The sequence below is a fragment of the Coriobacteriaceae bacterium genome (assembly GCA_025757745.1).
GTDB lineage: Bacteria > Actinomycetota > Coriobacteriia > Coriobacteriales > Coriobacteriaceae > Collinsella.
On record CP107217.1, the window covers coordinates 1,985,670 to 2,000,293 of the forward strand.

Sequence of the window (14,624 nt, forward strand, 5' to 3'; positions counted from 1 at the left end):
GGTGGTTTGCTCTTAGGGTATAACCCACGGGCCCCGGGCTCGCGTCTAAAGGTGCGGGCCCGGACTTCGTCCAGGCCTAGTGCATCTTGACCCGTGGCGCGCCGGTCGAACCGGCGGGATCACCCCCTCTTGAAGGGGTCCTCGTACTCCTTCACGCTCAGCTTGTCCAGCGCGATGTCGTGGGACTCCTGCTCCCTGATGTACTTGGCGATCGTCGCCTCGTTCAGGCCGACGGTGGACACGTAGTAGCCCTCCGCCCAGAACTTCCTGTTGCCGAACTTGTACTTGAGGTTGGCGTGCCTGTCGAATATCATCAGCGAGCTCTTCCCCTTCAGGTAGCCCATGACGCTCGCGACGCTGTACTTCGGCGGGATCGCCAGCAGCACGTGCACGTGGTCGGGCATCAGGTGCCCCTCGATTATCTCGATCCCCTTGTACTCGCACAGCTTCCTGAGGATCTCCCCTATGTCGCTCCTGATTTGGTTGTAGATCACTTTGCGCCTATACTTCGGCGTGAACACGATGTGGTACTTGCACATCCACTTCGTGTGGGAAAGGCTGTAGGCCTTCTGGGCCATGGCGACCACCCCTTCGACTCGAATTCTTGACGGCCTGAACAATCGTCAATATCGGTCGGAGGGGTGGCTTTGTAAAGCCGTTTGTCTCCACCCGCGTAGCGGGTGGTTCAAAGCTGGCCGCTGCGCGGCCAGCAGACTAAAGTCTTGAAAAGAAAAAGCCCTGTCGCGAGTTTGCGGCAGAGCTTTTGGAAGGGGACTTGGTTGTGCGGGCTCGTTAGGCGAGCTTGGCCTCGAGCTCGGCGATGCGCTTGTAGGCATCGATGGTAAAGCGGGTCTGCTTCTCCAGAATCATAGTGGTCATGAGAGTGTCCTGAGCGTGAGCCATGATGAAGGTCATCTCCATCTCGCCGCCGCCGGCCTCCTGCGAAAGCAGCTTGGTCTGCGTGTCGTGGGCACCGATGAGCGCATCGCTGGCATCCTTGTGCAGCTGCTCGGCCTTCTCAAAATCACCCTCGCGAGCAGCATCGAGCGCTGCAAGCAGATCGGTCTGGGCGTCACCTGCGTATGCGACAATCTCGAATCCAACCATCGAGATTTCTTCTTTGGTTGCCATATTGCGTTCCTTTCACATATGAACCAACGGAGAGCATCGCGTCCGGGCATACGCGCTGCGCTGTGTATGACAGAAACAATAACATTCAAACAAAAAGGAACAATGCAAACCGTTATTTCGAGCCGTGAACGGTCTTTTTTCGCCCGTGAACGGTTTCCAAACCATTTCGAACAATATCAAACATGATTAGCGTAAACCCAAACAGGACCGCACCCTAACGCAAATCGCGCACCGTATCGCCCTCTACGAGCACGCCGGGGATCAGCATGTGCTCCACGCCAGACGCAACCTCCTCGGCACCGGCGATCTTATCGACTGCCCACATGCCGACACGTTTGTTGTCAAAGCGCACGGTGGCCAGGCGACGATCGGGCACGATGTCACCCAGACTGTCATCTACACCCACCACGCTCACATCCTCGGGCACGTGCTTTCCGCGCGACTCGAGTCCGCGAATGCAGCCGTAGGCCATGGCGTCGTTGGAAGCATAAATGGCCGTACAGGTCGGATCGTCCGCCAGAGCCTGACCGGCAGCATACCCGCTCTGTGCCGTCCAATCGCCACGAACGAGTCGCGGTGGCTCAATGCCATGCGCGCGCAATGTCTCGCGCCACCCCTCCTCGCGCTGCATGCCCGAAAGCGAGCGCTCGGGACACGAGATAAAGTGCACGGTCTTGTGTCCCTGCCCCAGCAAGTACTCGACAACCTGGCGTGAGCAATCGAGCTGATCGTTATCGACCGTCGAGCACAGTGGGTGCTCCAGCATGGTAACGAGCACCGTCTGCATACCGGGCAGCGGCTCAAAGGTGCCAAAGTCCGCCGGCATGCGGTTCATGATCACAACCATGCCGTCTACCGGCAGCGCGCTCATGCGCGACGATGCGCTCTCGAGGGTATACGGATGCCCGTCTACTTTAGTGAGGGTGATGGCATAGCCATGTTTGTCGGCCGCGGCGGCAAAGCCCTCCATACGGTCGAGGTTGCCAGTACCGGTAATGTTGAACATGGCGACGCCGACGGTCTTAAACTTGCCACGGCGCAGCGATCGACCGGCAAAATTGGGGCGATACCCCAGCTCGCGCATGGCGGCACGCACCCGCTCCTTGGTCTCGGGGCGCACGCTGGGCGAATCGTGCACGGTGCGCGAGACCGTCTGCTCCGAGACGCCCGCGAGGCGCGCTACGTCTTTGACGGATACCGATTTTTTAACAGCGGCCATAGGTCGATCTTTCCGTGTCAACGATGCCATTGACGGCATCCTGCGCAGTCATATTAAACGCCTTCAAGTATATCCAACGCCGCCCCTGCAATACGCTCACCACCCAAAACCTACCGTTCACCGACATTTCTGCTTCCCCGAACGGCTTTTGTCGCCCAAATGTTAACGTTGCCATTGTGCAAACACAGAGCCACCGGGCGGCTCAAACGTTTACGCGCAAGGAATCGACGGTTCGCAGACACAGGAACCACCGGTTCGCGTCTTTTTTGTGTCCCAAAATGGCAACGTCAACATTTTGGCAAGCAAACGTCAAAAGCTACCATCGTTGCTAACCCACCGACTCTTAGGAGCTTTGCATGGAGCAACTCATCGCCACTATCGAAAAGGGCCAGCCCTTTTTCAACGCGATCGCCCGCAACAAGTACCTCAAGGCGATCCGCGACGGTTTTATCTCCGTCATCCCCATCATCATCTTCTCGTCCATCTTCTGCCTCGTAGCCTCGGTCCCCAACATCTGGGGTTTCTACTGGCCCAATGACATCAACAACGCCTTGTGGAAGTGCTACAACTACTCCATGGGCATCCTGGCCATCGCCTGCGCCGCCACCACGGCCAAGCACTTCGCCGACGCCCAGAACCGCGATCTGCCCAAGAATAACCAGATCAACTTTATCTCGTGCATGTGCGCGGCCATCATCGGCTTCCTGCTCCTTTCGAGCGACACGATCGCCACGGACGCCGCCAGCGGCTTCAACACCACCTACCTTGGTTCCAAGGGCCTGCTGACCGCCTTCATCGCTGCGTTTGTGACCGGCATCATCTACAAGTTCTTCATTAAGCGCAACATCACCGTCAAGATGCCCGAGCAGGTTCCGCCCAACATCTCGCAGACCTTTAAGGACATCATCCCCTTCTCCGTCTGCATCACCGTCTTTTGGGTCTTTGACATCGTCTTCCGCGCTGCCTTTGGCTTCTGCTTTGCCCAGGGCGTCATCCAGGTGTTCCAGCCCCTGTTCACCGCTGCCGACGGCTACATCGGCCTTGCTGTGATCTACGGCGCCATGAGCCTCTTCTGGTTCGTGGGCGTCCACGGCCAAGCACTTCGCCGACGCCCAGAACCGCGATCTGCCCAAGAATAACCAGATCAACTTTATCTCGTGCATGTGCGCGGCCATCATCGGCTTCCTGCTCCTTTCGAGCGACACGATCGCCACGGACGCCGCCAGCGGCTTCAACACCACCTACCTTGGTTCCAAGGGCCTGCTGACCGCCTTCATCGCTGCGTTTGTGACCGGCATCATCTACAAGTTCTTCATTAAGCGCAACATCACCGTCAAGATGCCCGAGCAGGTTCCGCCCAACATCTCGCAGACCTTTAAGGACATCATCCCCTTCTCCGTCTGCATCACCGTCTTTTGGGTCTTTGACATCGTCTTCCGCGCTGCCTTTGGCTTCTGCTTTGCCCAGGGCGTCATCCAGGTGTTCCAGCCCCTGTTCACCGCTGCCGACGGCTACATCGGCCTTGCTGTGATCTACGGCGCCATGAGCCTCTTCTGGTTCGTGGGCGTCCACGGCCCCTCGATCGTCGAGCCCGCCATCGCCGCCGCCCTCGTTGCCAACATGACCGACAACCTGGCTGCGTTCCAGGCCGGCCAGCACGCTTCCGCTGTCCTGACCCAGGGTGCCCAGTACTTCGTCGTCTGCATGGGCGGCACCGGCGCCACGCTTGTCCTGGTCTTTATGTTCTGCTTCCTGGCCAAGTCCCAGGAGATGCGCGCCGTCGGTAAGGCCGCCATCGTTCCCGTGTGCTTTGCCGTTAACGAGCCGCTGCTGTTCGCCGCGCCCATCGTGCTCAACCCCGTCTTCTTTGTCCCGTTTGTCTTTGCCCCGATCGCCAACATCTGGATCCTCAAGATCTTTATCGACTTCTTGGGCATGAACGGCTTTATGTACACCCTGCCCTGGACCGTCCCCGGCCCCATCGGCACCATCATGGGCCTGGGCTTCCAGCCGCTCGCCTTTGTGATGCTCGCCCTTATCCTGGTCGTCGACTTTGCCCTGTACTACCCGTTCTTCCGTGCCTATGACGCCCAGAAGTGCACCGAGGAGGCCGAGATCTCCCAGGAGGAGCTCGCCGCCAAGAACGCTGAGAAGGCCGCCAAGCTCAACGACGCCTTCCAGGGCAAGGCTGACGCCAAGAGCGTTGCCGCCGGCGCTGCTGCCGAGGCCGTGAAGGCCGATGCCCCCGCCGCTTCCGCGGCGCCCGCCACCGAGGCAACGACCGCCAGCGACCTCAACGGCAAGCGCGTACTCGTGCTCTGCCAGGGTGGCGGAACCTCGGGCCTGCTCGCCAACGCGCTGGCCAAGGCCGCCAAGGAGCGCGGCATTGATCTTGAGACCGCTGCCGAGGCCTATGGCAACCACGTGGACATGCTCCCCGACTTCGATCTGGTCGTCCTGGCCCCGCAGGCCGCAAGCTACCTGGCCGACCTGCAGAAGGACTGCGAGCGCGTGGGCAACAAGTGCGTCGCCTGCCGTGGCAAGCAGTACATCGAGCTCTCCCAGAACGGCGATAAGTCTCTCGCCTTCGTCTCCGAGCAGCTTTCGAAGTAAGTAACGCCCAGGGCCAGCCGACCATCCAAGACCGGCTGGCCCTTCGATTTAGACGATTGGATCATCATGTCCGTTAACCCTGCTAGCGTCACTAACCCGCCTGCGCAGTTTCCCGAGGACTTTGTCTTTGGCGGCGCCACTGCTGCCTACCAGGTAGAGGGCGAGACCCGCACTCACGGTAAGGGCAAGGTTGCCTGGGACGACTTCTTGGAGGCCCAGGGCCGTTTCTCCCCCGATCCCGCTTCGGACTTCTACAACCAGTACCCCGTCGATCTGGAGCTGTGCGAGGAGTTTGGCATCAACGGCATTCGCCTCTCCATCGCCTGGAGCCGCATCTTCCCCAACGGTATCGGTGAGATTAACCCCGAGGGTGTCCAGTTCTATCACGATCTCTTCGCCGAATGCCACAAGCACCACGTTGAGCCGTTTGTCACGCTGCATCACTTCGATACGCCGCTTCCCCTCTTTGAGAAGGGCGACTTCCTCAACCGCGAGACCATCGACGCCTTTGTGGACTTTGCCACCTTCTGCTTTAAGGAGTACGCCGACCAGGTGACCTACTGGTTCACCTTTAACGAGATCTGGGCGAACGCCTCCAACACCTACATCGAGGGCACCTTCCCCGGTGGCGTCAAGGCGCATCTTGCCGAGGCCTTCCAGTGCGAGCACAACATGATGCTCGCCCACGCCAAGGCCGTACTGGCCTTCCACAACGGCGGCTTTAAGGGCAAGATCGGCGTCATCCAGTCGTTGGAGTTTAAGTATCCGCTCAACGAGAACGACCCCGCCGACATCAAAGCCGCCAATAACGAGCACGTGCTGCAGAACCAGTTCTTGCTCGACGCCACCTTCCGCGGCGACTATGCTCCCGACACCCTCGAGTGCGCCAACCGCCTGGCTGCCGTCTCGGGCGGCACCATCGAGATCCCGGACGAGGATCTGAAAATCATGCGCGAGGCCGCGCTCTACAACGACTACTTGGGCGTTAACAACTACCAGTGTCGCTTCCTCAAGGCTTACGATGGCGAGAACGACCTGCACCACAACGGTACGGGCGAGAAGGGCACCGGCCGCTGGCGCGTTAAGGGTATTGGCGAGCACGTGAACAAGCCCGGCATCCCCACCACCGACTGGGACTGGATCATCTATCCCGAGGGCCTGTTCGACCTGCTCGTCTACATTAAGCAGCGCTACCCCAACTACAAGCAGATTTTCATCACCGAGAACGGCATGGGCTACAAGGACCCCTGCAAGGACGGTTTTGTGGACGACCAGCCGCGCATCGACTACATCGAGCAGCACCTGCGCTGGCTGCTCAAGGCCATGGAGGTGGGTGTCAACGTGGGCGGTTACTTCCTGTGGAGCCTGCAGGATCAGTTCTCCTGGACCAATGGCTACAACAAGCGTTATGGCTTCTTCTACGTTGACTTTGAAACCCAGAAGCGCACGCCCAAGGCAAGCGCCTACTGGTATAAGCACGTAGCGCAGACCCGTCGTCTGGACTAGCGGCTTGCGACCAGCGGAATTGCCCCGCTCACATAACCTGTCCCCATTTCTCAGCCGGGGGCGGCACGTCACACGACGCGCCGCCCCCGGCCTTTTTTGGGCAGACCGTACCGCACGTTTGTCTCAATCTGTAACATCTAGCTGAGTTTTTCGCTCCAAGCTGTTACAGATCGAGACAAACAGAACGCCCGAGCAGAGATATCTCAATCTGTAACATCTAGCTGAGATTTTCGGCCCTACCTGTTACAGGTTGAGATGAACGAGCCGAGCACGCCTACGCCCGCAAATCCCGCACGCTCGCACGCTCGACCAACACGCCCGAGACAAGCGTACGACTTCTGGAGCTCGGGGCTTCCAAACCCGCAACGACCTCGTTAAGCGCACGGATGCCCAGCTCGCGGTGGCGAAACTTCACCGACGTCAGAATCGAGTTGGGAATCGTCTTGTAGAGCTCATCGTCGAAGCCGATCACGGACACGTCGTCGGGCACACTGAGCCCTTTGTCACGTAGAGCCATCATCACACCGTTTGCCATGCAGTCGTTAGCAGCGAGGATCGCCGTGCAATCGGGTTTATCGGCAAGCACAAGGCCCGCGGCATAGCCACTATCCGCATTCCAATCGCCTTGCAGAGGCTCGGACGGCTCAATGCCACGTGCCTCGAGTGCCGCACGCCAACCTTTCATACGGCACTGGCTCGACAGCGACTCTTTCTTACCCGAAACGAAGTACACGTTCTTGTGACCGTGGTCCAAAAAGTACTCGCACGCCATACGCGCGCCGCCCTCTTGGTCGTCACTGACGGTAGAGCAGGTAGGATGTTCCATCGGTGTGATAATCACCGTCTTGAGGTCTTTCGGCGCCTCAAAGGTATCAAAGTCATCGACCATCTGGCGCAGATTGAAGATCATGCCATCAACAGGCAGCTGCGACATCCTGCGCGCTGCGTCGGCAAGGGTCATCTTCTCCCCTGCCCGCTTTTTGATCATCGTGAGCGCAAAGCCGCGTTCTTCGGCGGCATCGGCGATACCGTCAATCATGTCCACGGCGCCGCCCGACAAGTGAAACATCACCACGCCGATGCACCCGTAACGGCCCAACTTGAGCGAACGCGCGGCAAAGTTGGTTCGAAACCCGAGCGCCTCCATTGCGGAATGGACTTTATCGCGTGTCGACTCTCGCACGCTATCGGGCTCGTTGATCACACGCGACACCGTCTTGAGAGAAACACCCGCGGCAATCGCCACGTCGTTCATCGAGACGTTTTTCTTGTCCATCGTTGTCACTGCTTCTCCACTCGATTCTCTATCGCTTGTTTTTTGTGTTCTAGCATACACTACCTGCCCGACTGACAAATCAGCCGTTTATCGGACAATATCGACCGTTCACCCGTAAATCCTTGTTGCTCTTCCAAAAATGTCTTACGTTGTCATTAACGAAATGACAACGTTGTCATTTGGCAATGCCTTCCTTAAGCAGGAAGGTTTCCGGGCAGTCCTGACCATCCATCGACGACCAGTTCCATCCACATGCGTCGCGCATTAAGTAGCAAAGGAGCTCTATGGACGCCATCGTAAAGATGCTCGAAAAGCATCAACCGTTCTTTGAGAAGATCTCGAGGAACGTCTACCTCCAGGCCATTAAGGACGGATTCCTTGGGTGCATGCCCATCGTCCTCACCTCTTCGATCTTCCTGCTGATCGCCACCCTTCCCGGCGTAGTCGGCATCACGCTGCCCCAGCCGCTTATCGACTGGTGCAACAAGCTGTACAACTTCACCATGGGCGTTATGGGCATCATGGTTGCTGGCACCACTGCCAAGAACTTCACGGCTTCCATGAACCGTCGCATGCCCGCCGGCAAAGTGCTCAACGACGGTTCCACCATGGTGGCCGCCCAGTGCAGCATGCTGCTGCTCGCCGTTACGCAGTTCACCACCAAGTTCAACGGCTCCGAACTTTCGGTCTTCGATTGCACCAGCATGGGCACGCGCGGTCTGTTCTCGGCCTATATCGCCGCGTTCATCACCGTGTGGGTCTACAAATTCTGCGTCTCGCGCGATCTGACCATTAAGCTGCCCAAGGAGGTCCCGGGCGCCATCGCTCAGAACTTCCGCGACATTATCCCCTTTGGCGGCGCCGTCATCATCTGCGGCATCATCGATGTCGTCGTGCGCAACCTCATGGGCGTTCCGTTCTCCGAGCTGCTTATCAAACTGCTCTCCCCGCTCTTTACCGCTGCAGAAACCTATCCTGGCCTTATCCTTATCCAGGCAGCCACCGCGTTCTTCTGGTTCATCGGCGTCCACGGCCCCTCGATCGTCCAGCCGGGCATCGACCCCATCCGTCTTGCCAACCAGGCCGAGAACCTGCAGGTTCTGCTGGCAGGCGGCCACCCCGCCCACTCCCTCACCTTTAACATGTCGCTCGTGGGTGAGTTCGGCGGCACCGGCGCCACGTTCATCGTGCCGCTTCTGCTGATTCTCTTCATGAAGTCCAAGCAGCTCAAAGCCGTCGGTAAGGCCTCGATTGTCCCTGTTGCCTTCGCCGTCAACGAACCGCTGCTCTTTGGCGCGCCGATGATCCTTAACCCCTACATGCTCATCCCCTTTGTTGCCGCCGGCTGCGTCAACGTGAGTGTTGCCAAGTTCTTTATCGACAATGTGGGTATGAACGGCTTCTCCTTCGTGGTGCCTTGGGCTACCCCTGCCCCCATCGGCATCTTCATCACCACGAACTTCCAGCTTATCGCCCTGGTATTTGTCGCGATCATCATCTTGCTGGACGCCATCATCTACCTGCCGTTCTTGAAGGCATACGATAAGCTGCTCTGCGACCAGGAGGCCGAGCGCGCCGCCGAGCTGGGACTCGAGTCCGATGGTGCCGCTTCCGTCGCCGCCAACGCCTCTACGCCCGCTGTCGAGCAGGCCACCGCTTCCGTCGAGACGACCGTTGCCGCCGCCGACAGCAAGCCTGTCGCCGATCAGCCCGAGCCCGCTGCCGATGCATCCGCCAAGAAGGATGTCGATGGCCTGAAGGTCCTCGTCCTGTGCGCCGGCGCCGGCACCTCTGCCATGCTTGCCAACGCCATCAAGGAAGGTGCCGCACAGACCGGAGAGAACATCGCTTCCTCCGCAGGCGCCTATGGCCAGCACACTGCCATCATGGATCAGTACGACGTCATCGTGCTCGCTCCGCAGGTTCGTAGCTACTACAACGACATGAAGGCCGACACCGATCGTCTGGGCATTAAGCTGCTCGCCCCGCGCGGTAAGGAATATATCGACCTTACTCGCGACCCCGCTGGCGCCATCAAGTGGCTCCGCGAGAACCTCGACTAGTTCCTTCCTCTGTTGGTGCCCGGACCCCCAGTTTGGGCACCTCTCCCTATTCATATCCCACAGAAAGGATGACTCATGACCAACCCCATGCAGTTCCCCGACGGCTTTGTGTTTGGCGGCGCCACCGCCGCTTACCAGGTTGAGGGCGAGACCCGCACGCACGGCAAGGGCAAAGTGCCCTGGGACGATTTCCTGGCCGCACAGGGTCGCTTCTCCCCCGATCCTGCAAGCGACTTCTACAACAAGTATCCGGTCGATATCGACCTGTGCCAGCGCTTCGGCATCAACGGTATTCGCGTCTCCATCGCTTGGAGCCGTATCTTCCCCAGTGGCACCGGCGAGATTAACCCCGAGGGCGTCGCCTTCTATCACGAGCTTTTCGCCACCTGCAACAAAGCTGGTGTTATCCCCTATGTCACGCTCGATCACTTCGATACGCCGGAGGCCTTCTATCAGGACGGCGGCGAGGGATTCCTGACGCGCACGACCATCGACGCCTTTGTCGAGTACGCCAAGTTCTGCTTTGCCGAGTTCACCGAGGTCAAGCACTGGTTCACCTTTAACGAGATTCCCGCGACCGCCGAGGGCAGCTTTATCGTTGGCAACTGGCCGCACGGCGAGAAGTATCGCCTGGACAAGGCCTTCCAGCTTATGCACAACATGATGGTGGCCCATGCCAAGGCCGTCGTCGCCTTCCACGAGGGCGACTTTGAGGGCGAGATCGGCATTGTCCAGAACCTGGAGCCCAAGTATCCCCTCGACCCCAACAACGCCGCCGACTGCGAGGCAGCTCGCATGGCCGACGTCATCAACAACCGCTGGGTACTCGACGCCACCTTCCGCGGCCACTATGCAGCCGACACCATGGAGGCTGCGACCAAGCTGGCCCATATCGCCGGCGGCGAGCTCGACGTCCGCGACGAGGACATCGCCGCGCTGACTGCCGCGCTCCCCTACAACGATTGCCTGGGCGTCAACACCTACAAGTGCCAGTTCCTGCGTGCCGCCGAGGGCGAAAACGACATCAACCACAATGGCACCGGCGACAAGGGCTCCTCGCGCTGGTTCCTCAAGGGCGTGGGCGAGTCATGCGTGCGCGAAGGCGTACCCACCACCGATTGGGACTGGATCATCTATCCCGAGGGCCTCTACGACCTGCTGCTCCGCATTAAGAACGATTACCCCAACTACAAGAAGATCTACGTCACCGAGAACGGCATGGGCTATAAGGATGACTTCGAGGACGGCTTTATCGACGACGCCCCTCGCATCGACTACATGCGCCAGCATCTCGCATGGATCCTCAAGGCAATCGACGGCGGCGTAAACGTCGACGGTTACTTTGTGTGGTCGCTGCAGGACCAGTTCTCCTGGACCAACGGCTACAACAAGCGCTACGGCCTGTTCTACATCGACTTCGAGACCCAGAAGCGCTATCCCAAGGCGAGCGCGTACTGGTACAAGAACGTCGCGGAGACCGGCCTGCTCATGGCCTAATTCAAGCCGCATACCCCCTGTCGGCCGCATGCGAATCCCTCCACGGGTTCGCATGCGGCTTTTTTGTTTTGGCTCGACCCGAGCAGGCCGTTTGTCTCGATTTGTAACATCTAGCAGGGATTTTCGGCCCCAATTGTTACAGATTGAGATGAACGGGGGCACCCGGTTCGAAATATCTAGATCTGTAATACCTAAGCTAGCAGATGACCTGCGTGTGTTCCTCGATGGCGGCACGATTCTCGGCGGCGATACCCGGTTCGCACACCACGGCATCCAGGCTGTCCAAGCGACAGAAGGTGTAGAAGTCGCGCTTGCCGATCTTGCTGGAATCGGCGATCAGATAGCGTGAGTCGGCCTTGCTAAAGGCGAGCTGCTGGATACGGCCCTCGTCCATGTTGGACGTAGATACGTCGCCATCCAGAATGCCGTTGGCGCCGATAAACGCCGCGTCGATGCCCAACGCACGCAGGGTATCCTCGGCCGTTGGTCCCACAAAAGCGGCGGTGCGGCGACGGTACATACCGCCCACGAGGCACAGGTCGCAGTCTTCGCGCGCCTCGAGCAGGTTAAACACCGAAAGCGAGTTGGTCACAATGCGCAGGCGACACGCCGGCAGCATCGAGGCCATCTGTTCCACCGTAGTGCCCGTACCCAAAAAGATGGTCGAGCCCTCCTCGATAAGCTCCACAGCACGGCGCGCAATCTGCAGCTTTTCCTCGGCATGCTTAGTGCGCTTTTCGCTGTGCGAATACTCATGGCGCAACATGGCATGGGGACGTCCCTGTGCGCTACGGGCGCCACCGTGCACGCGCTCGATCTCGCCCAGGCTCGCAAGTTCTTCGAGGTCGCGGCGAATCGTCATATCCGAAACGCCCAGCGCATCCGAAATCTCCTTGACCGAAACCGTGCCCTGCTCTTCGAGCAGCTGACGAACCTTATCCTGTCGCTCTGCCTTAATCACGATGAATCCTCGCCGTTCTTTGCGCGCATATCATTCAAACAGTAACGAACAAATTGTATCAGACTCGTGCGCGTCAAAAATGAACACCCGCACAGCTCCAATCATCACTTTTTTGAGAAAAATACCCCCTGCTTTAGTGGGGTGTAGTGATAATCTCACCTGTTCGCGCTACAGTTTGTCCGAAATACCTCGATGTTAGGAACCAAATGATCACTTCCGAGCTTTTCGGCACCGCGCCGTGCGGCACCTCCGTTCATCGTTATACCCTCAACGGGCCCGAGATCTGCGTTCGCATTATGGACTATGGCGCCACCGTGCTGGGTATCGATGTGCCCGATATTCCCGGCAACGTGCGCGATGTGGTGCTGGGCTTCGATAAGCTCGAGGATTACTTTGACAACCCCGCCTGCTTTGGCGCGACCATCGGCCCCGTGGCAAACCGCACCGCGGGCGCCACGATCACCATCGACGGCACGGACTGGCACATGCCGGCCAACGAAGGCGTCAACAACCTGCACAGCGATCTTGAGCATGGTCTGCACAAGCGCGTATGGGACGTTGAGCTCGACGAGACTCACAACGCCGTGCGCATGACCACCTCGCTTAAGGATGGCGAGCTGAGCCTGCCCGGCAACCGAATCTTTACGGCTGTGTTTACCGTTACGCGCACCGGCGTCTTCCGCATCGAGTATGGTTGCGAGAGCGACCGCGCCACCTACGTGTCCATGACCAACCACACGTACTTTAACCTTGCCGGCCATAACGCCGGCATGGACTGTGAGCACTTCTTTATCGCCAACGCTGCCCACTACTTGCCCATTAACGAGCAGAACATCCCCACCGGCGAAATCGCTCCGGTCGAGGGAACACCGTTTGACTTTCGCGAGCTGCGCCCCGTCGCACCCGGCATGGAGGCCGACGACCCGCAGATTAAGCAGGCCCGTGGCTACGATCACTGCCTGTGCATCGATGGCTATCAGTACGGCCGCAACCTGCGTCGCGCCCTACATGTCGAGGAGATGTGGACCGGTCGTGAGCTGGACTACTACACCACCGCCCCGGGCGTGCAACTCTACACCGGCAACTGGCTGGGCGACGAGCACGCCAAGGACGATGCCAACTATGGCTGGGGCGCCGGCTTTGCCCTCGAGGCCGAGATGTACCCCGACACGCCGCACCAGCCGCTGTTCCCGCAGGGCATTGTGGGTCCGGGTCACCCCTACAGCAATATGATCGAATACCACTTTATGAGGCACTAGGCCCACAACGCGACATCTCGCACAGCAACGCCCGCCGGCACCACCGCCAACGGGCGCTGCTTCATGCCTAAATCCTTCTTTTCGATGCCACCGAATTGGTGACATAACAAAACTATGCCGAATTACTACGATGAACCCACTATGTCCGACCACGCGCTGGTTTATAAAAAATTAGCAACTCGTCTACCTGCGGTTTTATTCTCTGCAAATTTGGCATGCTCGGCGATAAGCAATTCATCGTAGTAAACCGGCATAGTTTTGGCGGACAGCGCCACACAGATCCCCTACGAAGGCAAAATGATCCGTTTTCCTCCGTCCCCAAGGGATCAGTTGAACAGATTGCCGATGGGGTCGGGGGCGGAACTGGGGAGATAGCGGATTTCTAGTTCTATGCCGAGCTTTTGCAGCTCTCTGAGAACAGCGACGTCTGTGTCGTCTACGGCAACTGCGGGCGTTGCGGGACGCTTGCCCTCCCCTGCCTGCATATGACCAATGCTGATCTTGGTGATCGGCACACCGCCCTTAACCAGCGCGAGCGCATCGGAGGGTGAGGCCACCATGATCAGAATCAATTGGCGAGGCGTTGCGGTATGAATGACGTCGATGGTCCTTTGCACCGAGAAAAACCGCGTCCAAACGCCTTCTGGCGCCGCCACCCTCATGGGTGCCCATTGGCGCGAATCTGCCGCGATCTCATCGTTGACGATTAGGACAAGGTTGGAACCCACGGCTTCGTTCCACAGCTCAACGTCTTGTCCGTAAATGAAACGGTCGTCGATGCGTGCGAGAAGAATCTTGGGTTGAGTCATCGCTGCCCCATTCTGTTTGAGACCCGTAAGAGCAAGACATCGCGTCTCCAATATTAGTGCATTTAAAGTGAGAAAAGCCGTCAGAACACTTGCGCGGATTTGCGATGTCCCGTATCATAGACAGCCGTTGACGCCTCAGTTGCGCCATCACTTGGCCGCCAGCGTAGCTCAGTTGGTAGAGCACCGCTCTCGTAAAGCGGGGGTCACCGGTTCGAGCCCGGTCGCTGGCTCCATTGCATTAGTGCAGCTCAGAAGCGTAATTGCTTCTGAGCTTTTTTGTTTTCGCGTCT

Annotated in this window: 12 protein-coding genes and 1 tRNA gene; 7 read left to right on the forward strand and 6 right to left on the reverse strand. The window is 58.7% G+C overall.

Annotated features, from left to right (window positions below; translation table 11 throughout):
* Positions 1 to 119 precede the first annotated feature (119 nt).
* The 3 genes from tnpA to OGM60_08680 form a co-directional block, all read right to left on the reverse strand.
* A complete protein-coding gene (tnpA, locus tag OGM60_08670; GenBank protein ID UYI98948.1) occupies positions 120 to 578 on the reverse strand; it encodes an IS200/IS605 family transposase in 459 nt (152 codons plus the stop codon).
* A 214-nt stretch (positions 579 to 792) separates the two neighbouring features.
* Positions 793 to 1,131: a PTS lactose/cellobiose transporter subunit IIA gene (locus OGM60_08675; protein UYI98949.1), complete on the reverse strand. Its 339-nt coding sequence runs from the start codon at positions 1,129 to 1,131 to the stop codon at positions 793 to 795.
* 214 nt (positions 1,132 to 1,345) lie between these two features.
* Positions 1,346 to 2,350, reverse strand: a complete 1,005-nt coding sequence (locus tag OGM60_08680; GenBank protein ID UYI98950.1) for a LacI family DNA-binding transcriptional regulator — start codon at positions 2,348 to 2,350, stop codon at positions 1,346 to 1,348.
* Positions 2,351 to 2,706: 356 nt separating this feature from the next.
* Here OGM60_08680 and OGM60_08685 point away from each other — a divergent pair, with 356 nt between their 5' ends.
* The 3 genes from OGM60_08685 to lacG (OGM60_08695) all read left to right on the forward strand — a co-directional run bounded on the left by OGM60_08685 (position 2,707) and on the right by lacG (OGM60_08695) (position 6,469).
* Entirely contained in the window at positions 2,707 to 3,489 is a 783-nt protein-coding gene (locus tag OGM60_08685) for a PTS transporter subunit EIIC (protein ID UYI98951.1), read from the forward strand.
* Between the two features lie 4 nt (positions 3,490 to 3,493).
* Positions 3,494 to 4,963: a lactose/cellobiose PTS transporter subunit IIB gene (locus tag OGM60_08690; protein UYJ00180.1), complete on the forward strand. Its 1,470-nt coding sequence runs from the start codon at positions 3,494 to 3,496 to the stop codon at positions 4,961 to 4,963.
* A gap of 66 nt (positions 4,964 to 5,029) precedes the next feature.
* Positions 5,030 to 6,469: a 6-phospho-beta-galactosidase gene (lacG, locus tag OGM60_08695; protein ID UYI98952.1), complete on the forward strand. Its 1,440-nt coding sequence runs from the start codon at positions 5,030 to 5,032 to the stop codon at positions 6,467 to 6,469.
* Positions 6,470 to 6,743: 274 nt separating this feature from the next.
* On the opposite strand, the gene OGM60_08700 is transcribed toward lacG (OGM60_08695), so the two are convergent.
* Positions 6,744 to 7,745: a LacI family DNA-binding transcriptional regulator gene (locus OGM60_08700; GenBank protein UYI98953.1), complete on the reverse strand. Its 1,002-nt coding sequence runs from the start codon at positions 7,743 to 7,745 to the stop codon at positions 6,744 to 6,746.
* 284 nt (positions 7,746 to 8,029) lie between these two features.
* Here OGM60_08700 and OGM60_08705 point away from each other — a divergent pair, with 284 nt between their 5' ends.
* Positions 8,030 to 9,808, forward strand: coding sequence for a PTS lactose transporter subunit IIBC (locus tag OGM60_08705; protein ID UYI98954.1), 1,779 nt, complete (start codon positions 8,030 to 8,032; stop codon positions 9,806 to 9,808).
* Between the two features lie 75 nt (positions 9,809 to 9,883).
* Positions 9,884 to 11,305 (forward strand): 6-phospho-beta-galactosidase, encoded by a 1,422-nt coding sequence (lacG, locus tag OGM60_08710; GenBank protein ID UYI98955.1) that lies wholly within the window; start codon positions 9,884 to 9,886, stop codon positions 11,303 to 11,305.
* Positions 11,306 to 11,501: 196 nt separating this feature from the next.
* Here lacG (OGM60_08710) and OGM60_08715 read toward each other — a convergent pair whose 3' ends face one another.
* Positions 11,502 to 12,266, reverse strand: coding sequence for a DeoR/GlpR family DNA-binding transcription regulator (locus OGM60_08715; GenBank protein ID UYI98956.1), 765 nt, complete (start codon positions 12,264 to 12,266; stop codon positions 11,502 to 11,504).
* Between the two features lie 206 nt (positions 12,267 to 12,472).
* Between OGM60_08715 and OGM60_08720 the strand changes: the two genes are divergently transcribed.
* Entirely contained in the window at positions 12,473 to 13,525 is a 1,053-nt protein-coding gene (locus tag OGM60_08720) for a galactose mutarotase (GenBank protein UYI98957.1), read from the forward strand.
* A 326-nt stretch (positions 13,526 to 13,851) separates the two neighbouring features.
* Here OGM60_08720 and OGM60_08725 read toward each other — a convergent pair whose 3' ends face one another.
* Positions 13,852 to 14,334, reverse strand: a complete 483-nt coding sequence (locus OGM60_08725; GenBank protein UYI98958.1) for a PTS sugar transporter subunit IIB — start codon at positions 14,332 to 14,334, stop codon at positions 13,852 to 13,854.
* A gap of 157 nt (positions 14,335 to 14,491) precedes the next feature.
* Here OGM60_08725 and OGM60_08730 point away from each other — a divergent pair.
* Positions 14,492 to 14,567 (forward strand) — tRNA-Thr (locus tag OGM60_08730).
* Positions 14,568 to 14,624: the final 57 nt, after the last annotated feature.